Source organism: Deinococcus aerius (genome assembly GCF_002897375.1).
Taxonomy (GTDB): domain Bacteria; phylum Deinococcota; class Deinococci; order Deinococcales; family Deinococcaceae; genus Deinococcus; species Deinococcus aerius.
In genome coordinates, this window is record NZ_BFAG01000001.1 from 373,272 (window position 1) to 398,746 (window position 25,475).

The window sequence follows — 25,475 nt, forward strand, 5'->3', positions numbered from 1 at the left end:
CCCTCGCATAAGCTGACGCCATGCGTGGCGCCTACACCCGCCGCCTGGTCCCCCGCGCCCGCGAACTCCGCAACAACCAGACCCCTGCCGAACGCAAACTCTGGTTCGAGTTCCTCCGCACGCATCCGGTCAAGTTCCGGCGCCAGGTGCTACTTCAGGGATACATCCTGGACTTCTACGCACCTTCTTTAAAGCTGTGCATCGAACTGGATGGCCGCAGCCACGACAGTCAAGCGGCAGCGGAGTACGACGCCGAGCGAACGCGGCAGCTCACGGCGGTGGGCGTGCAGGTCGTGCGCTTCGGCAATGCGGAAGTGTTCGGGCAGTTTGAGGGCGTATGCACAGTCATCAATAGGGTTTGCCAGGGGGAAGCTCCATTGTGAGCGAAGAGCTGCCCACCACGCGGGCAGGCGGCCTCTTCGCTGCCGATCAGGTTCTCGCCGCGGTGCGATAATCCCTCCATGACCCAACTCACCGTGGACGTGCAACTGGACGAGCGCGGGCGGCCCGTCTTCCGGCTGACCGAGGCACAGGCGGCGGCGCTGGGGTTGCAGCCGGGTGCGGCGAGAGAGGCCCGGTGGGAAGTGCAGTTGGAGCAGACCCAACATGGTCAGAGTTCGCTGAGCAAGTACATCGGCATCGCGCCCAGGCTGGAAGAGGGCAGTCTGGACTACTACCGCCGGGCCAAGGGCCACACCGAGTGACGCTGGCGTTGGACAGCAACATTCTGAGCGCCGTGTTTCGCGGCGAGGACACCGCGCTCAGGGTGGTGCAAATTCTGGAAGAGCGCCGGGGCGGGGGATCGCTGCTCCACGTCGCCGCTTTCGCCGAGGTGCTGTCCGGGCCAGGGATTCGGCGTGTGGATGTCGAGGCGTTCTTGTCAGACGCGGGCATCTCGCTGGTCTGGGAGACGGAGGCCGCGGTGTGGGAAAGGGCGATCTCTGCCTTCACGCTTTATGCCGAGCGCCGACGGAAAAGTGGTGGCGGGCAGCCACGCCGGATTCTGGCGGACTTCCTGATCGGGGCACATGCAGCAGTTTCAGCGGGCGAACTGCTCACGCTTGACCCCCAACATTACCGGCAGAGCTTCCCCGAACTGGTTGTGCTGAGCCCAGTGGAGGAGTGAATATGCTCAAGCTGGGAGGTGGGGGAGAGGTTAACCCTCCCCCAATTCCTCCACGCACATGCCCCACGCGCTAGAACTGTCCTACCCATGAGCGAAGACCAGGAGAAGCAGGCGGCGGAGCCGGGCGCCGAGGTGAAGGTCAAGGTCCGAATGGGCGAGAAGGACCGCCCCGAGGACGAGAAACCCCAGGACGAGGTTCGTGTCACCCGTCACCGCGTCACCGTGAATGGCCGTGAACTCCACTACACCGTCACGGCAGGCACGGTGATCCTCTCCGAGGAGAAGCACGCCAAGGAGGGCGAATCCGAGGGCCTGAAGCCCCGCGCCCGGGTATTCTTCGTGGCCTACGCGCTCGACGGCCAGCCGGACCCGCGCACCCGGCCCGTCACCTTCAGCTTCAACGGCGGGCCGGGCAGCAGTTCAGTGTGGCTGCACCTGGGGCTGCTCGGCCCGCGCCGGGTGGTGATGGGCGACGCCGGGGCACTGACCGGGCCGCCCTACGACCTCGTAGGCAACGAGTTCACCCTGCTGACCCACTCGGACCTGGTGTTCATCGACCCGGTCAGCACCGGGTATTCCCGCGTGACGGAAGGGGAGAAGCCGGGCGACTTCCACGGTTTTCAGAAGGACATCGAGTCGGTGGGCGACTTCATCCGCCTGTGGACCAGCCGGGCCGGGCGCTGGCTCAGCCCCAAGTTCCTGATCGGGGAGAGTTACGGCACGACCCGCGCGGCAGGGCTGAGTGGTTACCTTCAGGAACGCCACGGCCTGTTCCTGAACGGCATCATGCTCGTCAGCTCCATCCTCGACTTCTCGACGGTGGACTTCACGCCGGGCCACGACCTGCCGTATGTCGTCCACCTGCCGACCGCGGCGGCGACCGCCTGGTATCACGGCAGGCTCGGGGGGGAGCGGAGCCTGGCGGAGGTGCTGCGTGAGGCGGAGGACTTCGCGGACGGTGACTACGCCCGCGCCCTCCACGCCGGGTCCCGTCTGAGTGCCAATGAACAGCAGCGGGTGGCCGGGCGGTACGCCGAGCTGACCGGCCTGAGCGTGGACTTCGTGCGGCGAAACGACCTGCGCGTGACCCTCGACCGCTTTCGCAAAGAGCTGCTCCGCGATCAAGCCCGCACCGTGGGCCGCCTGGACAGCCGCTTTACCGGCATCGACCGGGACGCGGGCGGCGAGGGGACCGAGTACGACCCCAGCCTGAGCGCCATCCTCGGGCCGTACACCGCCGCCATGAACCACTACGTCCGCGCGGAACTCGGTTTCGAGTCCGACCTGCCGTATGAAATCCTGACGGGCCGGGTCCGCCCCTGGAGCTACAAGGAGTTCGAGAACAAGCATGTCCGGGTCTCGGACACCCTGCGCAAGGCGATGCACCAGAACCCCCACCTGAAGGTGTTCGTGGCCTCCGGCTACTTCGACTTCGCCACCCCGTACCACGCGACCCGGCACACGCTCGACCATCTGGGACTCGACCCCAGCCTGCGCGGCAATATCCGCGAGGCGTTCTACGAGGCGGGGCACATGATGTACGTCCACCGGCCCAGCCTGGAGCGGCAGTCGGCGGACTTGGCCTCGTTTGTCGAGTGGGCAAGTAGTGGTAACTCAGGAGCTGGGCTGTAGGGCAGGCGTCACCGGAGGGTGGGGCTGGGCAGCGGCCCCTTCGTCCACTCGAAGAGGGCCTGGAACCTCCCACAACGGTCCTCACGGGGGACGAGGAGTTGTGGGCCGTTCAAGCTGAATTGCTGCACGTTGCAGGCAACGGGCATGGGCCGGAGTTCCCCGCACCTGGACGGTTCGGAGTGGGAAAGTTGCGGGTCAGGGTGCGGTCCTTGCGGGTGTCCGTCGCTTCCCCGGTCACCTGGGAAGGGCCACCCAGAAATGCGTTCGGGGGGTCGCTGAGGGGAACCTCGCCGTAACGGACCAGCAGGGCTTTCCCCTCGCGCACGTCCGGCACCCCGAACAGACCGGGCCTGAGCAGCCTGCCGTCTTTCAGCCGAAGGAGGAACGTCTCCGCCGTGTTGATGACTCCAGCGTAGATGGCCGTGAGGACGACGCCCCGTCCCCGTCCAGCCTCCTCGGGCACCAGAACACCCCTCGCATACGTTTTCCAGAACTCCGGCCCGTGCGCCTGCTGCGGGCGAGGGCGAAAGCGTTCAGGGCCTGTGCGCCGCCGCGCCAGGCCCTGATGGTCTGAACATTCCCGCCCGTGGAGAGCTTCGTCACGTTGGAACCCCCAGGCAGGGGCGGACCCACGAGGACGGGCGGCGGTGGCTGGGCCACAACAGGGCCGAGGCTCAGGCAGAGGAGGGCGAAGGGGCGGCGCACACCAGCAGCCTATGAACAGGTGTGAAGGCCCTCTGACCCGCATTCCTGCTTGGGCCCAAACGCCTACTGGTCATGGGGCGGTCATGGTTTCTCCCCCACACTGACAGCGGAAGGAGGAGCGCCATGAATATGATCGCTCTCGAGGTGTTTAGCCCGCGCGGCCGTGAGGGACAGTTTGGCTTTTACAGCGTGCCCCGGGTGGGCGAGGAGGTCGTCTTTCCCGGTGGGGGAAGAGCGACGGTGCGGCAGGTTGTTCACTTTGCCGACCAGGTCAAGGACGGCAGGCCGCCACCCCTGACCCAGATTTACGTGTCCTGAACAGCACGTGGACTCCAGCGGGACCTCCCCCGCGTCCCTCCCCTTGACCCACCCGATGTGAAGAACCCTACAATGGTCCATGAGATTGCGGACACTGGGGGGGCTATCCGTCGGGGAGGCCGTCTACCGGCGGGAGAAGCCACTCCTGCTGCTGGCCTACCTGTGCCTGGAGGGCGCGCAGCCCCGGCGGCGGCTCGCCTCGCTGTTCTGGCCGGAGGCGAGCAACCCCATGAACTCGCTTGCCCAGCACCTGATCCGGCTGCGGCCCCTGGGCGGCGTGGTCCTGGATGACGGGGCCCGGGTGGAGGCCCGCCTGGAGTGCGATGTGGACCTGTTCCGGGCGCATGGCCGCGCCGGGCGGCACGCGGAGGCGCTGGGGGTGTACGGCGGCCCCTTTCTCGACGGGCTGGGCGTGGCGCTCGGGCCTGACCTGGAGGAATGGCTCTTCGAGACCCGGGAGGCCCTGGGGCGCGAGGCCCGCTCGGCGCACCTGACCCTGGCCGAGCGCCGCCTGGCCCTGGGGGACTTGACTGAAGCGGCAGCGGGCGCCGAGCGTGCCTACGTCGTCCCAGGGGCACCGCCCCCCGATCCCGCTGACCTCCCGCGCCTGCACCGGCTGCTCCAGCCCGCCGGTCATCCCCTCGCGGAGACCGTGCGCCGCGAGGCCGACGAACTGGAGGTGCCGCTGACCGCCGCCCCTTCCCCGGTGACGGCGCCGCCCCTGCTCGGGCGAATGGCTGAGCGGGCGGCGCTGGAGGCTCTGGGGCCCGGGCAGGTGGCCTGGGTGAGCGGACCGGCGGGGACCGGCAAGAGCGCGCTGCTCGCCGCCCTGACCGCGCAGGGGGGTTGGCGGGTCCTGCCGGGACGCCCGGGCCTGCCGCTCGCCACCCTGGAACCGCTCGCCCCACGCCTTGCGGGCACCGCCGACGCCCTCGCGGCCCTCTCGGATAGCCGCCTGCGGGTCGCCCTCGACGGCTGGGAGGATGCCGACGAGGCCACCCGCGCGGCCCTGACGCTCGCCGCCCGGCAGCGGCCCGGCGCGGCGCTGGTGATCGCGGCCCGTGATCCCCCGGCCCTGCCCATCGACCTGCACCTCACGCTCGGCCCGCTCACGCCCGCCGAGCTTGCGGCCCACCCGGGGGCCTTCGAGGCCACGGCGGGACACCCCTCGCTGCTGGCGGCCTTCCTGCGCGGCGCCCCTCCCGACCAGACCCTCGACGCCCACCTGAACGCCCTGCCCCCGCCTGCCCGCGAGGTTTACCTCACGCTGGCGCTCCAGGCCGCGCCGAATCTGGCTGCCACCCGCGCGGCGCTGCGGCTTCCGGCGGCTGACTTTGCCCGGACGCTTGATCTCTTGGCCCGTGAGGGGCTGTGTACCCCCGGGGGAGAGGTGAGAACGCCGGGCACGGTGCGGGAACTGCTGAATGTTCAACCCGCTCACGCAGCGCTTCGCCACCTGCACCTCGCCCGCGCGCACCCGGAGGGCCGGGGATGGCCGCACTGGCAGGCAGCTCGCGCCCTCTGGGAGGAGGAAGACCACCCTGCCGCAGCCCGGGCCGCCCATGCCTATGCCAGCGAGGAGATGAAGCGGGGGTACCCAGGGCAGGCTGCCGCGACGCTGGAGGGGGCGCCGCAGACGGGGGAGGTGCGGCTGTTGCGGGCGTGGGCGCTCTTGCAGCTTGGCGAGGCCTTGCGGGCAGGAGAGGTCGTTGCGGACCTGCCGACTCTTGCCGGGGTCACGGCGTGCCGCGCGGTGGCGGCCTACCAGTTGGGCCGGTACGACCAGGCCCTGGCCCTCGCCGAACAGTTGCCCGGTGACGGCAGCTTGGACGCGGCCCATGGGGCGATGGTGCGGGGCCATGTGGCGCTGCGGGAGAATCGGCAGAGGGAGGCGCAGGGACAGTACCGCCGCGCGGCAGCCCTCTACAGGCTGAACGGGACCACCCCACTGGCGCTGACCGCTGAGAACCTGCTGGCCAGCATGGCGGTACAACAGGGCGCGGAGCCCTGGGCGACCTTCGCCCCCCTGCTGGAAGCCAGCCAGCCTTATCCCCCGCAGCGCGCGGTGATCCTGAGCAACTTGGCGGACTGTCTTTCGCCTGCTGAAACGACGGACCCCGTCCTTTTCCACCAAGCGGAACAGCTCTATCAGGAAGCGGCCGCGCTCTATGAACTGCTCGGCAATCGGAGCGGGCAGGCGCGAGTCCTCAACGCCCGTGGGGTCAACTTCCACGTCCATGGTGACCACCAGCGGGCGCGTGAGCTGTACGAACAAGCATTGAGGCTCCTCTCTGGCGGCGGCAATCTCCGGCTCATGGGCCTGGTCCTGAGTAACCTCAGTGAGGTTGAAGGCAACCTGACTCAGTTTGACGACGCGCTCAACCTTCTGGAACGGGCGGGCCACCTGGGGCTGGTGCAGACCATTCGGAGTAACGCGAGGCTCACCCAGGTCTCGGAACCCATCCTGGTTCTGCCACCTGCAATGGAGGGCAAAGGCCACCATGGGTAATTCAAAGCAACGCTGGAAGAGGCTGACGATTGTTGTCGCTGGCTTTTGTGCCCCCCTTTCTGGTTCCTCTGCTGGGACGACTCCACCACCTTCCCCATTCGCATCGGGACCCGTTCAACAGGAGATGGTGTTCAGGGACGGCTACGTGCGGCTCTTCTACGCACCCCAGACAGAAGGCCTGGCGTGGAAGGTTGGCAGTCAGAGGGAGGCCTGTGAGAAACCGCCCGGCACATCCTTCTCCCCTGTGTACAGATGCAAGGTCCCATCAGAGGCGGCGCTGGGGGAACAAGACGTCTTCCTGATAGACGGCGGGCAGCAGTCCGGGGTTGTGGACACGGTCACTGTATTGCCCGAGGTGCCGGAGTACACCGCAAAGGTACAGCCGGGTCTTGGAACGAAGAGTTTCCCGACACGGGATATACAGTTTCTCAAGCCCTCCTCCGCGCCCGGGGTGCGGAACCCGGACGTGGACCGGATCAATAGGATCATTCGGTCGTCGGGCCGCGCCTCTCCCTCCTTTGACCTCCGGGCACGGCAACTGGCGGACGGCCGGGTGGTGGTAACGCCCGCGGAGGCTGACCTCATGGGAAGAATCGCGGGGGTGAGGGGCTCGGTCCTGCCCGCCATCACCGGGTTGCCCCCCCGGCGCATAGCCCCCCTGGCAGGCTGGAAGCAACCCCTCAATGAGGCCGTCACCCTGACCCCGCGCCCGACGCTTCTGCGCGGTGTGCCCATGGGCGCCATCCTGCCCGACACGCTGCGGCAAAACCAGCGGGAGCTGCTGAAGGGCGTCAACGGGGAGGCCATCCGGCGGGCCCTGTCCAGTCTCCGGGGGGGAGTCAACAGCCGCGTCTACGCCCCCAACGGCCGGGTCGAGGCCTATTTCAGGGGGCTGGGAGTGTCGGGGGACGGCATGGACCTCTGCGCGACCTCCTACTCGCTTCCAATCCTCTCGGCGGATGAGGCTCGAGTGCTTGGGGCCATCTACGCCGAGCCGGACAACCTTCCTGCGGACATCGCCCCGACGAAGGAACTGGGCACGGAGACCACGGCACCCCCCAACCCCGCCGCCCAGCGTAAGAGCGAGCAGGCCGGGCACGAGGAGAACGTCGGGACCCTGGAGGCGGTCAGGCCGTCCCCTCGCCCAGGGAAGTACCGGCCAATCATTTACGTCATCGACACCATGACCGAGGACGAGGCGGGTCGGCAAAGGGATGACTATGTCAGCCGTGATGGGGCCGGAACGCCGCATTACGGCCATGGAAGACATATTGCTGCCATTATCAAGCAGCTCTTTGAGGCTCCCCCCGAAGACCTGGTGAGCCTGGCGGCCTGCGACTCGAGTGGACGTTGCGCGACCCCCAAGGTCATTCACGCTATCTGTCAGGCGATCATGGCGCGGCGCACAACAGGACGGCCCGTACTCGTCAACCTGAGCCTGAGTACGCCAGTTCCCGGGAAGTATCTCCGGCAGGTCATTGACCTGGCCGTTCGGGAAGGCGTCATGTTCGTGGCCGCCCACGGCAGTGGCACGCCGCTGCGGCCAGGCAGCTACGAGTGCCGCGAACTGCAGGACGAGGACCAGTGCCACTACTTTCCTGCCGATTGGAGTGCAGTGGCGGGGCCACTGGGCCAGCACGTCATCAGTGTGGCGGCATTGGAGCGCGCGGACGGTTCCAGCCAGTGGTCTGACTATCCATACGGGCGGGTCGTGCTGGCGGGCGGCAGGAACATTCCGCCGGACGTCCGGGCTCCAGGTGTCTTCTACTTCCCATCGCCTGAAACCCCGAACTCGGCAGGCGAGCGTTTCCGCTTTCCAGGAACCTCATTTGCGGCGCCCGTGGTCACCGGGCTGCTGGCTCAGCTCATGAGTACCGGCACCCGGCAAAAGCCGAGCGAATGGACGGGTGGACTTGACCTGACGAAGGGGCCATAAGGAGGGCGCCCGGCTGTCTACATGCCGGGCGCCCTCGGTCGAGCTTCTTTTACACGCTAATCTCCGCAAACCGCGCGTTCTCCTGGATAAACCTCTTGCGCGGCGCCACTTCGTTGCCCATCAGGTTCTCGAAGACCTCGTTGGCGATGATCAGGTCCTCGACCCGCACCTGCTTCAAGGCCCGCGTCTCGGGGTTCATCGTCGTGTCCCAGAGCTGGTCAGCGTTCATCTCGCCGAGCCCCTTGAAGCGCTGAATCTCGTACTTCTTGCCTTCCTTGTTCGCGCGGGCCACGTGTGCCTTGAGTTCCTCCTCGGTGTAGAGGTAGGTGCCCTTCTTCTCGCGGCCCACCATGATGCGGTACAGCGGCGGCTGCGCGATGTAGAGGTAGCCCGCCTCGACGACCGGGCGCATGTAGCGGTAGAAGAACGTGAGCAGCAGCGTGGCGATGTGCCCGCCGTCCATGTCCGCGTCCGTCATGATGATGATCTTGTGGTAGCGGAGGTTGGAGAGGTCGAAGTGCATCCGGTCCCCGGTGCCCTCCACGCCCGCGCCGATCGCCCCGATGAGCGCCCGAATCTCGGCGTTCTTCAGGATCTTGTTCAGCTCGGCCTTCTCGACGTTCAGGATCTTGCCGCGCAGGGGGAGGATCGCCTGGAAGCGGCGCTCACGCCCACCCTTGGCCGAGCCTCCGGCCGAGATGCCCTCCACGATGAAGAGTTCGCTCTCGCTGGGGTCCTGGCTGGAGCAGTCGGCGAGCTTGCCCGGCAGGTCATCGTTCTCCAGCGGGTTGGAGCGCCGGACGATATCGCGGGCCTTGCGGGCGGCCTCGCGGGCGCGGGCGGCCTCGGCGGCCTTCTCCACGATGGTGCGGCCGATCTTGGGGTTCTCTTCGAGAAACTCCGCGAACTTCTCGCCGACAATCGCGTTCACGGCGGTCTGCGCCTCACTGTTCAGCAGCTTGACCTTCGCCTGCGACTCGAACTGCGGGTCGCCCAGCTTGACCGACACGACGCAGTAGATGCCCTCCAGCAGGTCGTCGCCGCTGGGAACCGGGTTGCCGGACTTGATGAGGTTCTTGTCCTTGGCATACTTGTTCAGGATGCGCGTGTAGGCGGTCTTGAAACCGGTCAGCGGCGTGCCCCCGTCGCGGGTGCGGATCATGTTCGCGTACGTCAGGATGTTGTCGCTGGAGTACGTGTTCGCGTGGATGAAGGCGACTTCCACCTCCACATCCGCGTGGGTGCCGCGCATCACGATGGGCTGGTCGTACAGCAGCTTGCCGTCGTCGAGCACGAGCGCGCGGGCGAAGTTGGCGATGCCGCCCTTCTCGTGAAAGACCTCTTCCCGAATCTCCCCGGCGTGCAGCTCGGTGCGCTCGTCGCGGACAACAATCTTCAGGCCGGTCAGGTAGGCCAGCTCGCGCAGGCGGCCCCGAATGCGGTCGTAGTTGAACTTGTTCTCGAACTCGCTGAAGACGGCGGGGTCGGGGTGGAAGGTGACCTTGGTGGCCCACTTCACGTCCTTGGGGGTGGGGCCGGCCACCTCCAGCGGCGTGGTCACGGCGCCCCGCTCGAAGCGGATGTGGTGCAGCTTGCCGCCCTTGTTGACCGTCACGTCGAGGTAGGTGGACAGCGCGTTCACCACGCTGGAACCCACCCCGTGCAGGCCGCCGGACACTTTGTAGGCGCCGCCGCCGAACTTGCCGCCCGCATGCAGCTCGGTGAAGATGACCTCGATGGCGGGGCGGTTCTCGGACTTCATCACGTCCACGGGGATGCCGCGCCCGTTGTCGGTGACGGTGGCCGAGCCGTCGGCGTGCATGATGACGTGGACCTCGGTGGCGAAGCCCCCCAGGCCCTCGTCGATGGCGTTGTCGATAATCTCGGTGAGGAGCTGGTGGTAGCCGTCCACGCCCGTGCCGCCCTGCACGTACATGCCGGGCCGCTTGCGAACCGCTTCCAGCCCCTTGAGAATCGAGATGGAGCTGGCGTCGTATTCGTGAGTCTGCGTCATGGTCCTCCTGCGTGGCCCCGGACTGGGGCCGATGAGACGTGAATTCGGAAGCTGTGTTCCCGAAAAAAGGGCGCTGCGTGCGCCTCCGAAGTCCCTCAAGTATATACCCATAGTCGAAATGGGTCAAATGGATTACGTATTAGACATAATAGAGGTGACCGACTTCTCCTCTCCGGCCCTGGCCGAAAAGCCGTCTGGCACGCCTTCGCCGCCCGCGGGTGGCAGGAACGTATTGCCAGGCCCGGCCCGGACAACGGCGCGCCCTTCACGCCGGGACGCCGCGCGGGCAGAATGGGAGCCGCATGCGCCGCGCCGTCCTTCTCCTCACCGCCCTGCTCGCCAGCGGTTCGTTCACCCGAGCCCAGACTGGGGAAACGCCGTCAGAGGGGGCCCCGAGCGTCACCCTGAGGCGGTTGCCGAGTACGTCCCAGGCCTGCGGGCTGCCCGCCGGGCCGCTGCCCACCGCGACGCGGGCCGTGTTCATCCTGGACACCAGCGGCTCCATGCGCGGCCTCGGGGACGGGCGGGCGAACATCTTCGGGCGCGTCAAGACTGCCGTGAACGCCTACGTCCGCGCCCGCAACCCCGACCGGGTGGATCTGGTGACCTTCGACAGCGGGCCGCGCTTCAGCCGGAGCTACGCCCTGCCGGGCGACCGGGGCCGCTGGAACACCGACCTCGCCGCGCTGCGGGCGAACGGGCAGAACACCTACCTGTACCGCAGCGTGGCGCGGGCGCTCGCGCCGTTGAGTAGGGACCGGCGCTACGCCACGACCGTGTTCATCCTGACCGACGGCATCGACAACGACCCTGACCCCGCCTACACGGCCCGGCGGGCACTGGCCGCCTTCCGCGCCCCCGGCCCCCTCGACGCGCTGTACTACGTGGCGCTGGGCACCGAGATCCCCGCCGACGCCCGCGCCGCCCTGCGGGAGAATGCCGCCACGCAGGGACTCACCGTGCCCGCCGGCCAGGTGCCGACACTGGGGGCGTTCGGAAACAGCCTCGCCAGCGTCACCGACCCCGAACGGGTGAGTGTTCCCTTTCCCGACGGCACGCGGCTGACCCTGGCCCCGGGGGACGCGGCGGGGCAGGTCCGCCTGGTGGACGGGGTGGTGCGGGACGGGGCCGCGCGGCTGGGGGTGAGTGGGCGTCTGCCGTCCGGCACGCCCGCCCTGCTGTGCGCGCCGCCCGTCAGGCCGGGGGGACACCCGCGCCGGGTGCTCCTGCGGCTCAACGTCGCCCCCGCCCCGCGCCTGACCTGGCTGAACCCCGGGGCCGACCGCACCCTCCGGGTCGGCGAAACGGTCACCCTCCGCTACCGCCTGGGGACAGACACGCCGCCGGGAGGGCTGACCCTGCGACTTCCGGCGGGTCTGACCGGAAGCCTGCTGCGGCTCCCCGGCGAGCGCGAGGTCGGGGTGCATCTGGAGAACGCGGGGCTGACGGCGGGCCGCACGGTCCAGCCGGTCCTGACGCTGGCGGATGGCCGCCGCCTGGCGCTGCCGGGCATCACGGGGAGCCCCGCGGTCGGAGCTGTCCCGCTGGGCGCCGGGGAGGCCCGCTTCCGTCCCGACCCTCGCCTGCTGGCGGGGCTGGGCGGGCTGCTCCTACTCGGCCTGCTCGGCGTGGCGCTGCGGGCCTGGCGGCGTCGGCGGCCCCGCCCGGTTCGCCGCGTCGTCCAACCGGCCCCCGTCCCCACCGTCGAGGGCATTCGCTACAGCGAGGACCGGACCCTGGCGCTGGTGGGGCAGGACGGGCGGGTGACGGCGGTGCCCATGCCGCTCGGCGGACCCTTCGACCTGGGGCAGGTCGGGCGGGTGCCGCACCTCAGCGGGCTGCGGCTGGAACAGGACCGCGAGGGCCTGCGCGTGCGCCGCCTGCCCCCCGACCTGGAGGTGAGCCAGGGCGCCCGGCTGGTGCGCGAGGAGGACGTGGTGCGCCCCGGCACCCTGCTCGGCGTGGCGGTCGCCCGCCCCGCCCGCTCGCCCCACCCGCCGCTGGGCACCCTGGTCGGGCTGGGGCTGCCGCTGCGCCTGCGCGCCGAGGGGGTGACCCTCCACGTCACCGGCCCCTACGGTGACCACGCGCTGACCCTGAGCCCGGGCGTCACCGACCTGGGGGAAGCCTTCCGCGCGCGCGCCCTGCACGGGCTGAAGGTCGCCCCCAGCGGACCGCATGTCCTCCTCGCCGCCCTGCCCGAGGAGATCACCGTTCGCCGCGCCGCCGACGGGGCTGAACTCCGGCCCGGGACGTACCTGCCGCCCGAGGCGCACCTCGGGTTGCCGGGGGCGGACTGAGGACGCGGGCCCCCACCCCGGCACGTTACGCTGACGCGCATGGACGTCCTGCGGCTCATCCACGGGTATCAGTTCGGCACCGCGCTCGCGCTGCTGTTTCCCACCCCCTACGCGCTCGCCACGCTGGTCCTGTTCCTGTGGAGCCTGGGCCCGGCCATCAAACGGCAGGTTCGCACGGGCTTCCTCGTCTGGCTGCGCCTGACCTGGGGGCTCACGCTGATCCCCGTCGTGACGGGCGTGATTCTGGCGGTGGGCGGCGGGAAGGTGCCCAGCGCCGTCAACGTCGGCGGCGGCCTGACCCGGTACGGCCTGCCCTACGACCCCAGCCGCGACTGGGAACACTGGATGTACTCGGCCCTGTGCCTCATCAGCCTGTACGTGATCGAGGTGCTGGTGAAGGGCCGCCTGATCCGGCACCAGACCGGCCTGCGTTACCTGCCCGTCGCCACGCTGTTTCTGTACGGCTGCGCCTATATGGTCGGGCGCGTGGCCGTCTTTCCCGGCAGCACGCCGGGGACGTGAGGGGACAGGCTGGGGGTTCCGTGCTGTGACCTCCGTAACCGCCCGGACTCGCCCGGAGGTGCGCTGACCGCCCCGCCCGGCCTCCTGACCGTGAGGAGGCTCCGGCGCGTCTCTCAACCTTTTCCCAAGCTCAGCCGCGCTTCGCTTACGGTCCCCCTGCGGGGTGGGGGGTAGCGTCCCGGGCATGCGTATCGCCGCGCCGTCCTCCCCAGCAGGCAAGCTCCAGACCTTCGCCGCCCTCCAGAATCCGCAGTTCCGCTGGCTGTGGATCGCCCTGCTCGTGTCGGCGGTGGGGACCTGGATGCAGATCGTGGCGCAGAGCCTCCTCGTCCTGCGGGTCACGAACAATTCCAGCGTGGCCCTCGGCACGGTGTCGCTGGCGCAGGCGGCGGCCTTCGTGCTGTTCTCCTTCGTCGGGGGCGGGGTGGCCGACCGCTTCGACAAGCGCAAACTGCTCCTGGTCACCCAGTCGCTGCTGGCGCTGTGTGCTGGCCTGCTCGGCATCCTGACTCTCACCCGGCATATCACGCTGCCGGGCATCCTGCTGATCTCGTTTGTCGCCAGCGCGGTGCTGAGCTTCGACCAGCCGACCCGGGGCGCCCTCGTGCCCCTGCTGGTGCCCCGGGAATTGCTGACGAACGCCGTCGCCCTGCAATCGGTGGCCTTCAGCGCGGCGGCGGCGGTGGGTCCGGCGCTGGCGGGCTTTCTGTCGGGGCCGCTGGGGCCGGGCGGCATTTTCCTGCTGAACGCGGTGAGTTTCGTCCTGATCCTCATCGTGCTGTGGCGCCTCCGGCTCTCGGGCCGGGCGACGGCGCGCGACGCGAGGGGAAGTTTTCTCCAGTCCCTCAAGGAGGCGCTGGGGGCCATTCGTCATGACCGGGCGCTGCCCTGGCTCATCAGCGGCTACGGGGCCGTGCTGTTCTTCGGGCCGAGCGTGTCGCTGATCCTGCCGATCTTCGCTCAGCGGGTGCTGCACCTGGACAACGTGGGGCTGGGCTGGCTGTTCACCGCCGTGGGCCTGGGCAACATCCTGGGCGGCCTGACGGTGGCCTCGTTCAGGAGACTGGAGCATCAGGGGCGGGTGTTCCTGGGCGCGGTGGTCGGCTGGGTGGCCGCGCTCGTGGCGCTGGGCCTCTCGCACAGCCTGTGGGGGGCGATGGCCGCGCTGTTCGTGTTCGGGATCGCCCTGAACGTGGTGCAGTCGGTCGCCATCGCCATGATGCAGGGCCGGGTCGAGGATCGGCTGCGGGGCCGCCTCATGAGCGTCAACACCCTGCTGATGATGGGCCTGCGCCCGCTGGGTGACTTCCCCGCCGGAGCCCTGGCGACCGTCATCGGCCCGGGCGGCGTGGTGCTTGTCGGCGCGGGGGTGGTCGCCCTGTTCACGGGTTTTTTCTGGACCCGGAAGGGGTTGAGGGAGGCTTGAGGCGGGCTGTTCGGGACGGTGCCCGTGAATCTCCCGTCCTCCTCACTCAAGCTTCAGACCCTATCCTCTTCCCCATGATCGACATCTCGCGGCCCCTCACGCCGGGGCATCCCAACTGGCCGGGCGACCTGCCCTTCCGGGTCGAGCCGGGTATGCGGATCGCCCGGGGCGACAGCGTGAACACCGGGGAACTCCACACCAGCACCCACACGGGCACCCACGTGGACGCCCCCTGGCACTACGACGACGCGGGCGAGCGGCTGGACGAGGTCGGGCTGGAACCGTACCTGGGCCGCTGCCGGGTCGTGACGGTGCGGGCGGAGGGGGGGCTGGTCCGGCCCGGTGCGCTCGCGGACCTGCCGGAGGCCCTTCCGCCCCGGCTGCTGCTGCACACCGGGCAGCCCGCCCGCTGGGCCGAGTTCCCGGCCGACTTCGCCGCCCTCGACCCCGAGCTGGTGCGGGAGGTGGCCCGCCGGGGCGTCCGGCTGATCGGCACGGACAGCCCCAGCGTGGACCCGCTGACGAGCAAGACATTGGACGCGCACCACGCCTGCCGGGAGACGGGCGTGCTGATCCTGGAGGGCCTGAATCTTTCCGGGGTGCCCGACGGCGAGTACGACCTGGTGTGTCTGCCGCTGCCGCTGGCGGAGGTGGACGGTGCCCCGGCCCGCGCCATCCTCCTGCCCGCCGGAACCCTGCCCGGGGGTGGGGCATGAGGCGCGACCTCTTCGCCATGCCCCCCGGCATCTACCTCGACGGCAACAGCCTGGGGTTGATGCCGCACGCCGCCCGGGAAGCCGTCCTGCGCCGCCTGACCGAGTGGGAGACCCTGGCCGTCGGCGGCTGGGATTCGTGGTTCGGCCTCGCCGAGTCGCTCTCGCCCTCAGTCGCGCGGTTGGTCGGGGCGCTCCCGCACGAGGTCATCGCCACGGGGAGCATCACCGCCAACCTGCACGCCCTGCTCGCCACGCTGTACCGGCCACAGGGGGCACGTCGTCACCTCGTCGCCACCTCGCTCGACTTTCCCTCGGACGTGTACGCCCTGCAAAGCTGGGCCCAGCGGCACGGGGCAGAGGTGCGTCTCATCCCCAGCCGTGACGGGAATACGCTGGAAGAGGAGGACATCCTCGCCGCGCTCACGGACGACGTGGCCGTGGCGCTGCTGCCCACCGTGCTGTACCGCTCCGGGCAACTCCTCGACGTGGAGGGGCTGACCCGGCAGGCGCGGGAACGGGGTGTCCTGATCGGCTGGGACGCGGCACACAGTGTTGGGAGCGTGCCGCATGACTTGCACGTCGCGGGGGCTGATTTCGCCGTCTGGTGCCACTACAAGTACGTGAATGCAGGCCCCGGCGCACCCGGTGGCCTCTTCCTGCACGAACGGCATCACGGCCTCCTGCCCGGCCTGCGCGGCTGGTGGGGCCACGACAAGGGCACCCAGTTCGAGATGGCGCACACCTTCCGCCCCGCAACCGGCGCGGGAGCCCATCAACTCGGCACGCCGCCCATCCTCGCCCTCGCCGCGCTGGAGGGGGCGCTGACCGTCTTCGACACGGTGAGCATGGAGGAGGTGCGGGCACGCAGCCTGGCGCTCACCAACCACCTGATGACCCTGGTGGATGCCCACCTGCCCGAGATGCGGGTCGTCACCCCGCGGGAGCCCGAGCGGCGCGGCGGTCACGTCGCCCTCGCGCACCCGGAGGCGCACGCCCTCAGCCTGGCCCTGCGCGCCCGCGGGATCGTTCCCGATTTTCGCCAGCCGGACATCCTGCGCCTGGCGCCCGTCGCCCTCTACAACACGGAGGCCGAGGTGGGGGAGACGGTGAGGGTGCTGCGTGAACTGCTGGACACCGGGGCGCACCGGGCGGTGGAGGCAGCGGGGCTGGTCACCTAGGCCTGTCCCCGCTCCTCCCGCTGCCGCCGCACAAACGCCAGGAAGTCCTCCTGTCCCAGCGTGTTGACGACCCGGTCCGGTGTCAGTCCGGCCTTGCGGGCGGTAGCGACGCCGTAACGGGTGTCACTCAGCCCGTTCAGAACGTGGGCGTCGGTGTTGATGGCGAAGGTCAGGCGGTCGCGCCAGCGCAGGGCGTCGCGCCAGTCGAGGTCGAGGCGGTAGGCGTTGGCGTTGATCTCCACGACGGTGCCGTTTTCCTCGCAGGCGGCGAGCACCGCGTCGAGGTCGAGCGTGTAACTCGGGCGGCGCAGCAGCAGACGGCCCGTGGGGTGGCCCAGGATGGTGGTCAGCGGGTGCGAGACGGCCCGCACCAGCCGCTCCGTCTGCCGCTCGCGGTCGAGGGTGAACAGGCTGTGGACACTTGCCACGACGTAGTCGAGGTTCAGCAACTCCTCGTCGGGGTAGTCGAGCGAGCCGTCCTCCAGGATGTCCACCTCCGCGCCCGCCAGGATGGGGAGGCCCGCACGCTGGAGTTCGCGGATCTCGCGGATGTAGGCCCGCAGGCGCTCGATGCTCAGGCCGTTGGCGTAGTGGGCGGCGCGCGAGTGGTCGCCCGTGCCCAGGTAAGCGTGCCCCAGCCGCAGCGTTTCCTCCACCATCTCGGGGAGGGTGGCCGCCCCGTCCGACCAGACGGAGTGGGTGTGCAGCATCCCCTTCAGGTCGGCCACGGTGACGAGTTCCCCGGGGGCGGGTAGCGTCTCCCACACGCCGTCGTGCTCCGGCTCGCGGTACTCGGCGGGGCGCAGGGGGAGGTTCAGGGCGCGGGTCACGTCCTCCTCGGTGGGGGTGGGGAGAAGTGTTCCGTTCCGTTTCAACCCCCGCCCGCCGAGGTCGAAATCCTGCGCTCTCGCTTCCGCCCGCAGCGCCTCGCGGTAAGCGGCGCTCCCACCCATCATCAGGTCGAGGGCGCCGCGGGCCTCGGCGGGGGCGTAGGCGATCTCGACGGGCACGCCGTCCACCCGGCCCGAGAGCAGCGGCTTGGGGTCCACCGGGGTCAGGTCTTCCACCCGTCCCGCCAGCCGCGCGGTCACGTCCTCCGCCGTTCCCGTGACGGTCACCCGGGCGGCCCTCACGGTTTCCAGGCCGCGCCGGGCGTCCCCGGCCACGCGCGGTTCCAGCCCGTCCAGCCACGCGGCCAGCGCCTCCGACACGTCCAGCCCGGTCGAGAGGAACTGGCGTTCCTGGGCGCTCAGGGCGAACTCGACGGCCTCCAGGATGGTCCCCGCGCTCTTGGGGCCGAAGCCCTTGAGGGCCGCCACGCGTCCGTCCCTCGCGCCCTCCCGCAGCGTCTCCAGCGAGTCGATCCCGGCGTCCCACAGGGCGCGAATCTTCTTCGGCCCCAGCCCGCGCACGCGAAATAGGCCCAGCACGCCGGGCGGAATCTGGCTGGCCGCGTCCTCCAGCGGCTCGAAGGTGCCGGTGCGGGCATAGACGGCGAGTTCGGCGGCGATGCTCCGCCCGACCTTGGGGATGCCCGCGAAGCCGGACTCGACGAGTGCGCCCACGTCCGTATCGAGCGCCTCCAGGCTGCGCGCCGCGCCCCGGTAGGCGTTCGCGCGGAAGGCCTCCTGCCCCAGCAGGTCGAGGAGGTCGGCGGTGGTCTTCAGGACGCCGCTGAGGGCCTTGCGCGTGAGTTCAGGCGAAGCCCCTCCGCTACGGCCCGGCCCGGTGGGGCGCTGGGCCGGGCCTCCGCTGCGCGGCTCCGCCTGCGTTTCCTGCTCGCTCTGCTCGGAGGCTGACGCCCCGGAATGTTGTTCAGCCATGCCGAATCCTCCCCGCGTAGGTGACCACCCGCGCGCCGAGGTCGTGCAGCTCCTTCAGCGCGTCCGTGAACCGGTACCCGACCTCCTCCGGGCGGTGCGCGTCGCTGCCCAGCACGAACCCGATGCCCCGCTCGGCGGCCGCCCGGGTGAGGTTCGGGGCGGGGTAGGCCTCGGCCACGGGTTTGCGCCAGCCCGCCGTGTTGAAGTCGAGGCTCAGCCCCTGTTCGGCCACCACGTCGAGGGCGTGCAGCGCCGCGTAGCCCTCCGTGTCCCGGTGGCCGAACTTCTTGGGCAGGTCGAGGTGGCCCACGGCGTCGAAGAGGCCCGTTCTCGCCGCCCCCTCCACCAGCGCGTAGTAGTCGCGGTACAGTCCGCCCAGGTCGCGCTCGTCGTACTCGGCGGAATATTCGGGGTTGTCGAAGCCCCAGGCGCCGAGGTAGTGGACGCTCCCGATCACGTAATCCCATTCGTGGCTGCCCAGCACCCGCTCCACGAACCGCTCGGTGCCGGGGTGGAAGTCGGCCTCCAACCCCAGCCGCACGGTGAGGCGCCCGGCATACTCGGCCTGCACCTCCCGCACGGTGTCCACGTACTCCGCCAGTTGGTCCTGCCGCATCCGCCAGGGCGCGTCGTACCACGCGGGCATGGGCATGTGGTCGGTAAAGCAGATGCCGGAGAGGCCCGCGTCCAGCGCCGCCCGCGCGTACTCGCGGGGATGCCCGGTCGCGTGCCCGCACAGCGGCGTGTGCAGGTGGGAGTCGAACAGCGGTGGGGTCATGAGGGACAGGGTACGCGAGGACTCCCGGCGACCCCCATACTGGCCCCATGTCCCGCCCTCCTCCGAGGCCATGCGTCCGGGTCTCCTGACCGTTCCCCTGGGGCTCCTCGCCCTGCATTTCGTCCTGATGCTGGGGCTGGAACGCCGCGTGCCGTGGGGGGAGCGCCTGGCGAGCTACCCGGCGGCGCTCTCCGGCCTGTTCAACCCCGAGGTTCTGGGGCAGACACTCCCCCTGGCGGGGCTGACCGCGGCGTACCTGGCGGGTGGGCTGGCGCTGGCCTGGATTCTCGCCGCGCTGCTCTCCCGGGCGCCGCGCCCGCTGCTGTGGCTGCTCGAAAGCCTGCCGCCCTACCTGCTCCTCGTGGGCGGGGTGGGGGCCGCGCTGGCGCTCACGCTGGCGCGGGGCTGGAACTTCCCGCTGGAGGCGTGGTCGCCCGTCATGCTCGCCCTGATCGCCGCCTCCCTGGCCTTGCCCCTGGCGGCCCGCTCCGCGCTGCTCACCCGGCAGGTGCGGGAGGAGGCGCTGGCCGCCGAGCATACCCGCGTGGCCCGCGCGATGGGGCTCGCCGAGCGCACCGTGCAGAGACGGGCCGCGCGGCTGGCCCTCCCCGAGCGCGCCGCCGGGCTGGCGGGGGACGCCCTGGGCCTGACCCTCTCGCTGGCGATCATCGAGGGGCTGCTCCAGTTCCCGGGCGTGGGCAACGAGGCGTATCTGGCGTGGCAGGGAACCTTCGCCCCGACCATTGCGCCGGGGGCCGAGGCTCCGGTGGCGGACGCGGCCTTCCGCTTGCAGATCACCTCCGCGTCGTTGCTGCTGCTGCTGGGGCTGGGGCTGCTCGCCGCCGCGGGGCTGCACGCCCTGGCCCGCCGCCTCGACCCGCGCCCCCGGGCAGGCGAGGAGGCCCGGTGAGGTGGCTGCTCCTCCCCCTGCTCCTGCTCGCCTTCCTCTCCCCACGTCAGGAGTGCGAGACGCGGGTGATCGTCGAGGTGCCCGCCCGGGTGGCCGGGGAGGCCCCTACCCTCCAGACACCGCCCCTGCGGGTGGGGAGCCCCACCGCGCCGCTGGGCACCGACCGGGCGGGCCGGGACGCCCGTTGCCTGCTCTCGCGTGGCCTGGCCCGTTCCCTGACGCTGGCCCTGACCGTCCTCGCGCTGGGCGTGCTGCCCGGGCTCGTGCTGGGGATGTGGCTGGGATGGAGGGGCCGCCCCCTGGCCCTGCCCGGCGAGGTGATCGTGCTGCTCGCGCTCGTGCTGCTGCTGGGCCGCGACTCGTTCCGGCTGGTGCTGGCCCTTGGCGTGACGGCGGTGACGGCCCGCCTCGTCGCCGTGCGGGTGGGAACCGTCCTGCGCGAGCCCTTTGTCGAGGGGGCGCTCGCCCTGGGGGGCGGGACCGGGCACCTGCTGCGCCGCCACGTCCTGCCCCACCTCCTGCCGGGTCTGCCGGTGGTGCTGGCGACGGTCCTCAGCGCCGTCTTCGTGTGGCTGATGGAACTCGGCGCCCTGGGCTTTTACGACCGGGGAACTATCGTGATCGCCTTTACCGACAACTACGACCTCGTGCAGGATGTGCAGGCCTTTCCGCTGGGGGCCGACCTGGGGCAGCTCGTCAGCTTCTTCCGCTGGTCGTGGCTCGACACGCCCGAACAGCTCGTCTGGCCGGTGCTGCTCCTCGTCGCCCTGACCGCCGCCCTCAAGGACCTGGCCCGGTGGGGCGGGGCACGCCGCCGGGTTCGGCCCGGGGCCTCCTCTTCCTGAGTCCCGCCATGGGACACGTCTGCATCTTTTCTCAGGCCTTGCGTATACTCATGCCCTATGACGAAGGCGGCCCGTTCCCCCAGAAAGCCCAGGAAATCGGCAGGAGTACAGGAAGAGCCGCAAGTCCAGGCCCCATCCCACACGAATAATCCTGCGCTGCTGACTCCTGAGACCCTTCCGGCCCCCGTCCTCGCTGGCCGGGACTTCCTGAGCAACCTCGACATGACGGCCACCGAGTTGCGGACGGTGTTGGACACCGCCCATTCCATGCGGCGGGGCGAGTGGCGGGGAGTGAAGCCGCTCGCGGGCCTGAGCCTCGCGCTCGTGTTCGAGAAGGCGTCGCTGCGCACCCGCACGACCTTCGACGTGGGGATGTACCAGCTCGGCGGGCACGCGATCGCCCTCTCCAACACGGAGATCGGCCTGGGCACCCGCGAGCGCGTCAGCGACGTGGCGCGCAACCTCGAACGCTGGGTGGACGGGGTGATGGGCCGGGTCTACCTCCAGCAGACGCTGCACGAACTCGCCGACCACGCCGCCATCCCGGTCATCAACGGCCTGTCCGACATGCTCCACCCCGCGCAACTCCTGGCCGACTACCAGACCATCGAGCAGGAGTTCGGCCCCGACCTGCGCGGGCGCCGGGTCGTGTACATCGGCGACGGCAACAACCTCGCCAACAGCCACATCCACATGGGCATCCTGACGGGGACGGACGTAACGATTGTCACCCCGGTCGGGTACGAGCCCAACGCGGGCGTGCTGATGGACGCGGTAAAGGCGGGCGTGCAGGTCACCCTCACCCATGACCTCGCCGCCGTCGAGGGCGCCGACGTGCTGTACACCGACGTGTGGATCAGCATGGGCCAGGAGGCCGAGGCCGACATCCGCCGCCGCGCCTTCCGGGGTTATCAGGTCACGCCCGCCATGCTGGAAACCATCGCCCCGCACGGCATCTTCCTTCACTGCCTGCCCGCCCACTACGGCGAGGAGACGGTGCCGGGGGCGACCGAACACCCCAAGTCCCGCGTCTTCGACCAGGCCGAGAACCGCCTGCACGCGCAAAAGGCGTTGCTGTACCACCTGATGGGCGAGATGCGGGCGCGGTGGTAGAACAGGTGTAGAGGTGCAGGACAAATGAGGCTTCGGGTCAAATTGGAGAACGGCCACAGACTCACTCTTCCGCCGGAAGTCGTCGAGATGCTCGCCCTGCAGGAAGGGGACACTCTTGTCCTAACGTTGGAGGAAGGCCGTGTTGTCCTACAGTCGCAGCGACAGGTGACACGCGCTATTCAATCCAAGTACGCCCGTCCCGAGTTTTCCGGGATGGTCGAGGAATTGATCGCCGAGCGAAGGGCGGAAGCGGAGCGAGAGTGACTGACCGCAATCCCCTACTCATCGCCAGGCTGCACCTTCCCAGTGACGCCAGTACAGCCTTTGTCTACCGCGCCTTTGGAGACAATGTGGGCGCGATGGATGGAGAGATTTTCTCCTTCCAACGGGCTGGGGAAACTATTCAAGCCTACGCCTGGTGGGAGACAGTGGAACCTGTGACTCTGGTACGAGGTGAGGTCGGCACCATTGCGATTCACCCCATGAACCCCGAACTTTGGCAGCATCTCAAGGCGGGGCAAACCTTGAACTGGGCCTTCACGTCATGGTCGGCTCAGATCCTTCATCCCCTTTCGTAGGACTTCACATCATGACCCACCCCCGCATCTTCATCGACGGCGAAGCCGGAACCACCGGCCTGCAAATCCGCGCCCGCCTGGAGGGCCGGGGCGACCTCGAACTCCTGACCATCGACCCTGCCCGCCGCAAGGACCCGGAGGCCCGCCGTGAACTCCTGAACGCCGCCGACGTGGCCGTGTTGTGCCTCCACGACGACGTGGCGCGCGAGGCCGTGGCGATGATCGAGAACCCGGCGACGCGCGTGCTGGACGCCAGCAGCGCCCACCGCACCGCAAAGGGGTGGGCCTACGGTTTCCCCGAACTCACGTTGTGCAGCCGGGACGAGATCCGCGCCGCCCGCTTCGTCAGCAATCCGGGCTGCTACGCGACCGGGGCCGTCGCCCTCCTGCGCCCCCTGACGGACGCGGGGCTGCTGCCGCCTGATTTCCCCGTCAGCGTGCAGGGCTTTTCCGGCTACTCGGGCGGGGGCCGCGCCCTGGTGGACGCCAACGAGGGCCGGGGCGAGCACCCGATGGCGGGGCCCTTCAAGAGCTACGCGCTCTCGCTCACCCACAAGCATCAGCCCGAGATAGCGCGGCACGGCGGGCTGAATCACGCCCCCCTCTTCACCCCCCATGTGGGCGGCTGGCGGCAGGGGATGCTCGTCCAGATTCCGCTGCACCTCGGGGCGCTGGGGGTGGGGGCCGGGGAGCTGCACGCGGCCCTCGCCGCCCGGTACGACGGGGAACGCTTCGTGCGCGTCATGCCCTTCGAGGGGGGGAAGCCCACCGACCCCATCCTCGATCCGCAGGCCCTCAACGGCACGAACGAGCTGGAACTCTTCGTCTTCGCCAGCCCAGGTGGGGAACACGCCCTCCTCGTCTCGCGGCTCGACAACCTGGGCAAGGGCGCGAGCGGAGCTGCCGTGCAGAACCTCGACGTGATGCTGGGGCTGGAGGGGGAGGGGCACGATTACCGGGTGCCGGAAGGGGCGTAGGGGTGTTGGTTGGTCAATTTAGAAAAAGAGCGGCCGAGACAACAAAAACCCCTCCCCCTTGAGGGGGGAGTTTGGGAGGGGGTGAGCGGGCACGACCCCCAGCGTGGCGGGAAGTTGGGGCAGACCACCTTGCGGGTGCTGCAGCGGGTCACACGCCCCCTCACCCCGGCCCTCTCCCACGAGGGGAGAGGGAGAACGGCCCCTTCCCCCTCACTCCTCCAGCCCCCGCGCCGTGACCTGAATCTCCCCATAGATGCCCTCCTGCTCCACCCGGAAGGTGCCCTCCTTCACGCCCTCTAAGAGCGCGGCGAAGTAGGTCGTGCGCTCGCCCCAGTCCGCAGCGGGGATGCCCCGGAAGGTGAAGGTCCGTAACCGGGTCCCGAAGGCCCGCAGCGCGTGGAGGGCGTCGGCGAGGGTGAGGCGTTCGCGGGCCAGCAGGGGCACCTCGACCTGCCGGACGGCATTCCGCGCGGCCCTCACCAACTTGGCGAGGCTGCCCTGCGGGTTGCTCTTGCGCTCCCGGCGGGGCAGGTCGACGGGGACGGGGCGGGCGGGAATGAGTCCCTCGCGCTCGCGGCGCCGGGCGGCGAGGAAGTCCACCAGCGCCCCGAGTTCGGCGAGCGCCTCCACGCCCTCCACCACGCCCTCCAGCGGGTCGTCCGCGTAGTCGTCGGGGCCGGGCTCGTCCACCTCCGGCTGGGGCAGCAGCAGCCGGGCCTTGAGGGCGATTACGTTCGCCAGGGCGGGCAGGGCCTCCGGGTGCGCGTCGAAGGCCCCTTCTCCAGTCAGCCCCTCGGCCCACGCCAGCACCTCCCGGGTCAGGGCGAGGAGCGGCACGTCCCCCGGCGACACCCTCCCGGCCCGCAACGCCGAGGCGAGGTCCGCCAGCGTGCCCTCGAAGGCGGGCAGCCGGACGGTGAAGCCCAGAGGCAGAGCGGGAGGAGGCGCTGCCAGAACAGTCAAACGCCCCTCCCGTGACCCGCCGCCCAAGCCCCCATCAGAGCTTCAGGAACCCCACCTTCTCCCGCGCCTCCTCCATCACCGGCGCGGCGATCTGGCGGGCTTCCTTCGCCCCCTGCGCGAGCACGTCGCGCACCCGGACGGGGTCGGCCCGCAATTCAGCGGCCCGCTCCTGGATGGGCGTCAGCTCGCGCGTGATGCCCACCATCAGCATCTTCTTGCAGTCCACGCAACCGATCCCGGCGGTGCGGCAGCCCTCGTACACCGTCTCGATGGTGGGCAGGTCGGAGAAGAGCTTGTGGTAGTCCCCGATCAGGCACTTGTCGGGGTCGCCGGGGTCAGTGCGGCGCACGCGGGCGGGGTCGGTGGGCGCTGGCCGGAGCTTTTGCCAGATCGAGTCGAGGGGTTCCAGGATGCCGATGGTGTTCCCCTTGCTCTTGCTCATCTTGCCCTGGCCGTCTACCCCGGGGATTCTCAGCGCGTCCTTCGCCAGCACGGCCCTCGGCTCCGGGAACATCTCGCCGAACTGGTGGTTGAACTTGCGGGCGATCTCGCGCGTCAGCTCGATGTGCTGCACCTGATCCTCGCCGACGGGCACAGTGTCCGCCTTGTACAGCAGGATGTCGGCGGCCTGGAGGACCGGGTACATCAGCAGGCCCGCCGGGGTGCTCTCCAGTTTCTGCGCCTTGTCCTTGTACTGGGTCATGCGCTCCAGCTCGCCGACCGGCGTGATCACCGTGAAGAGCCACGCGAGTTCGGTGTGCTCGGGCACGTGCGACTGGGCGAAGAAGATGACCTTTTCCGGGTCGAGCCCGGCGGCCATGTTCGCCACCGCCATCTCCAGGGTCCGGGCGGCGAGCTGCCGGGGATCGTAGGCGTTCGGATTCGTCGGCGCGTGAAGGTCCACCACGCAGTAGATCGAGTTCTTGCCGTACTCCTCGCCCAGCCTCACGTAGTTCTTCATCGCCCCGAAGTAATTCCCGATGTGCGGATCGCCCGTCGGCTGGATTCCTGAAAACACGCGCGGCATAACCCGGCGATTCTAGCGGGCGGGGGAAGGGCTGGAAGCTGTACAGGCTGACGGAGTGGGTTCACACCGGATAAGGCTC

At 69.6% G+C, this 25,475-nt stretch carries 24 protein-coding genes; 18 read left to right on the top strand and 6 right to left on the bottom strand.

What is annotated here, in order from left to right:
- Positions 1 to 20: 20 nt before the first annotated feature.
- The 4 genes from DAERI_RS01710 (at position 21) to DAERI_RS01725 (ending at position 2,758) form a co-directional block, all read left to right on the top strand.
- Positions 21 to 383 (top strand): endonuclease domain-containing protein, encoded by a 363-nt coding sequence (locus tag DAERI_RS01710; protein ID WP_103127738.1) that lies wholly within the window; start codon positions 21 to 23, stop codon positions 381 to 383.
- A gap of 78 nt (positions 384 to 461) precedes the next feature.
- On the top strand, positions 462 to 704 hold the full coding sequence (locus DAERI_RS01715) for a hypothetical protein (protein ID WP_103127739.1): 243 nt from the start codon (positions 462 to 464) through the stop codon (positions 702 to 704).
- On the top strand, positions 701 to 1,126 hold the full coding sequence (locus tag DAERI_RS01720) for a type II toxin-antitoxin system VapC family toxin (protein WP_103127740.1): 426 nt from the start codon (positions 701 to 703) through the stop codon (positions 1,124 to 1,126). Before DAERI_RS01715 ends, DAERI_RS01720 begins: the two co-directional genes overlap by 4 nt.
- A gap of 87 nt (positions 1,127 to 1,213) precedes the next feature.
- Positions 1,214 to 2,758: a S10 family peptidase gene (locus DAERI_RS01725; RefSeq protein WP_201262698.1), complete on the top strand. Its 1,545-nt coding sequence runs from the start codon at positions 1,214 to 1,216 to the stop codon at positions 2,756 to 2,758.
- Between the two features lie 109 nt (positions 2,759 to 2,867).
- Here the strand turns inward: DAERI_RS01725 and DAERI_RS21875 are convergent, their stop codons facing one another.
- Complete coding sequence (locus tag DAERI_RS21875) at positions 2,868 to 3,221, bottom strand: hypothetical protein (protein WP_133161940.1); 354 nt, start codon at positions 3,219 to 3,221, stop codon at positions 2,868 to 2,870.
- A 365-nt stretch (positions 3,222 to 3,586) separates the two neighbouring features.
- Here DAERI_RS21875 and DAERI_RS01730 point away from each other — a divergent pair, with 365 nt between their 5' ends.
- From DAERI_RS01730 to DAERI_RS01745, 3 genes are all read left to right on the top strand, one after another.
- Entirely contained in the window at positions 3,587 to 3,781 is a 195-nt protein-coding gene (locus tag DAERI_RS01730) for a hypothetical protein (RefSeq protein WP_103127741.1), read from the top strand.
- 79 nt (positions 3,782 to 3,860) lie between these two features.
- Positions 3,861 to 6,290, top strand: coding sequence for a tetratricopeptide repeat protein (locus tag DAERI_RS01740; protein ID WP_165794030.1), 2,430 nt, complete (start codon positions 3,861 to 3,863; stop codon positions 6,288 to 6,290).
- Positions 6,291 to 6,873: 583 nt separating this feature from the next.
- Entirely contained in the window at positions 6,874 to 8,226 is a 1,353-nt protein-coding gene (locus DAERI_RS01745; RefSeq protein ID WP_165794031.1) for a S8/S53 family peptidase, read from the top strand.
- A 49-nt stretch (positions 8,227 to 8,275) separates the two neighbouring features.
- On the opposite strand, the gene DAERI_RS01750 is transcribed toward DAERI_RS01745, so the two are convergent.
- Positions 8,276 to 10,240, bottom strand: coding sequence for a DNA topoisomerase subunit B (locus DAERI_RS01750; RefSeq protein WP_103127745.1), 1,965 nt, complete (start codon positions 10,238 to 10,240; stop codon positions 8,276 to 8,278).
- A 302-nt stretch (positions 10,241 to 10,542) separates the two neighbouring features.
- On the opposite strand from DAERI_RS01750, the gene DAERI_RS01755 reads away from it, so the two are divergent.
- From DAERI_RS01755 to kynU, 5 genes are all read left to right on the top strand, one after another.
- Positions 10,543 to 12,540, top strand: coding sequence for a vWA domain-containing protein (locus tag DAERI_RS01755; RefSeq protein ID WP_103127746.1), 1,998 nt, complete (start codon positions 10,543 to 10,545; stop codon positions 12,538 to 12,540).
- 39 nt (positions 12,541 to 12,579) lie between these two features.
- Entirely contained in the window at positions 12,580 to 13,062 is a 483-nt protein-coding gene (locus DAERI_RS01760; protein WP_103127747.1) for a hypothetical protein, read from the top strand.
- Between the two features lie 184 nt (positions 13,063 to 13,246).
- Positions 13,247 to 14,488 carry an MFS transporter gene (locus DAERI_RS01765; RefSeq protein ID WP_103127748.1) on the top strand — a complete coding sequence of 414 codons (1,242 nt, stop codon included), beginning with the start codon at positions 13,247 to 13,249 and terminating at the stop codon, positions 14,486 to 14,488.
- A 74-nt stretch (positions 14,489 to 14,562) separates the two neighbouring features.
- On the top strand, positions 14,563 to 15,204 hold the full coding sequence (locus tag DAERI_RS01770; RefSeq protein WP_103127749.1) for a cyclase family protein: 642 nt from the start codon (positions 14,563 to 14,565) through the stop codon (positions 15,202 to 15,204).
- A complete protein-coding gene (gene kynU / locus DAERI_RS01775) occupies positions 15,201 to 16,382 on the top strand; it encodes a kynureninase (RefSeq protein ID WP_103127750.1) in 1,182 nt (393 codons plus the stop codon). Before DAERI_RS01770 ends, kynU begins: the two co-directional genes overlap by 4 nt.
- On the opposite strand, the gene DAERI_RS01780 is transcribed toward kynU, so the two are convergent.
- The gene (locus tag DAERI_RS01780; protein WP_235610173.1) at positions 16,379 to 18,205 is read right to left on the bottom strand and encodes a DNA polymerase/3'-5' exonuclease PolX; all 1,827 of its coding nucleotides are present in this window, start codon (positions 18,203 to 18,205) and stop codon (positions 16,379 to 16,381) included. The two genes, kynU and DAERI_RS01780, sit on opposite strands and share 4 nt — an antisense overlap.
- Positions 18,198 to 18,983, bottom strand: a complete 786-nt coding sequence (locus DAERI_RS01785) for a histidinol-phosphatase (protein WP_103127964.1) — start codon at positions 18,981 to 18,983, stop codon at positions 18,198 to 18,200. Before DAERI_RS01785 ends, DAERI_RS01780 begins: the two co-directional genes overlap by 8 nt.
- 70 nt (positions 18,984 to 19,053) lie before the next feature.
- Between DAERI_RS01785 and DAERI_RS01790 the strand changes: the two genes are divergently transcribed.
- The 6 genes from DAERI_RS01790 to argC are packed head-to-tail and all read left to right on the top strand — an operon-like array spanning position 19,054 to position 23,406.
- A complete protein-coding gene (locus DAERI_RS01790) occupies positions 19,054 to 19,893 on the top strand; it encodes a hypothetical protein (RefSeq protein ID WP_103127751.1) in 840 nt (279 codons plus the stop codon).
- Positions 19,890 to 20,738, top strand: coding sequence for a hypothetical protein (locus DAERI_RS23020; RefSeq protein WP_103127752.1), 849 nt, complete (start codon positions 19,890 to 19,892; stop codon positions 20,736 to 20,738). Before DAERI_RS01790 ends, DAERI_RS23020 begins: the two co-directional genes overlap by 4 nt.
- A 57-nt stretch (positions 20,739 to 20,795) precedes the next feature.
- Positions 20,796 to 21,851 carry an ornithine carbamoyltransferase gene (gene argF / locus DAERI_RS01800; RefSeq protein ID WP_103127753.1) on the top strand — a complete coding sequence of 352 codons (1,056 nt, stop codon included), beginning with the start codon at positions 20,796 to 20,798 and terminating at the stop codon, positions 21,849 to 21,851.
- Positions 21,852 to 21,875: 24 nt separating this feature from the next.
- Entirely contained in the window at positions 21,876 to 22,115 is a 240-nt protein-coding gene (locus DAERI_RS23230; RefSeq protein WP_103127754.1) for an AbrB/MazE/SpoVT family DNA-binding domain-containing protein, read from the top strand.
- Positions 22,112 to 22,429 (top strand): hypothetical protein, encoded by a 318-nt coding sequence (locus DAERI_RS21880; protein ID WP_133161942.1) that lies wholly within the window; start codon positions 22,112 to 22,114, stop codon positions 22,427 to 22,429. The genes DAERI_RS23230 and DAERI_RS21880 overlap by 4 nt, the downstream gene beginning before the upstream one ends.
- A gap of 11 nt (positions 22,430 to 22,440) precedes the next feature.
- On the top strand, positions 22,441 to 23,406 hold the full coding sequence (gene argC, locus DAERI_RS01810; protein ID WP_103127755.1) for an N-acetyl-gamma-glutamyl-phosphate reductase: 966 nt from the start codon (positions 22,441 to 22,443) through the stop codon (positions 23,404 to 23,406).
- Between the two features lie 210 nt (positions 23,407 to 23,616).
- Here the strand turns inward: argC and DAERI_RS01815 are convergent, their stop codons facing one another.
- Entirely contained in the window at positions 23,617 to 24,369 is a 753-nt protein-coding gene (locus DAERI_RS01815) for a segregation and condensation protein A (RefSeq protein WP_103127756.1), read from the bottom strand.
- Between the two features lie 34 nt (positions 24,370 to 24,403).
- Positions 24,404 to 25,396, bottom strand: a complete 993-nt coding sequence (gene trpS, locus DAERI_RS01820) for a tryptophan--tRNA ligase (RefSeq protein ID WP_103127757.1) — start codon at positions 25,394 to 25,396, stop codon at positions 24,404 to 24,406.
- Positions 25,397 to 25,475: the final 79 nt, after the last annotated feature.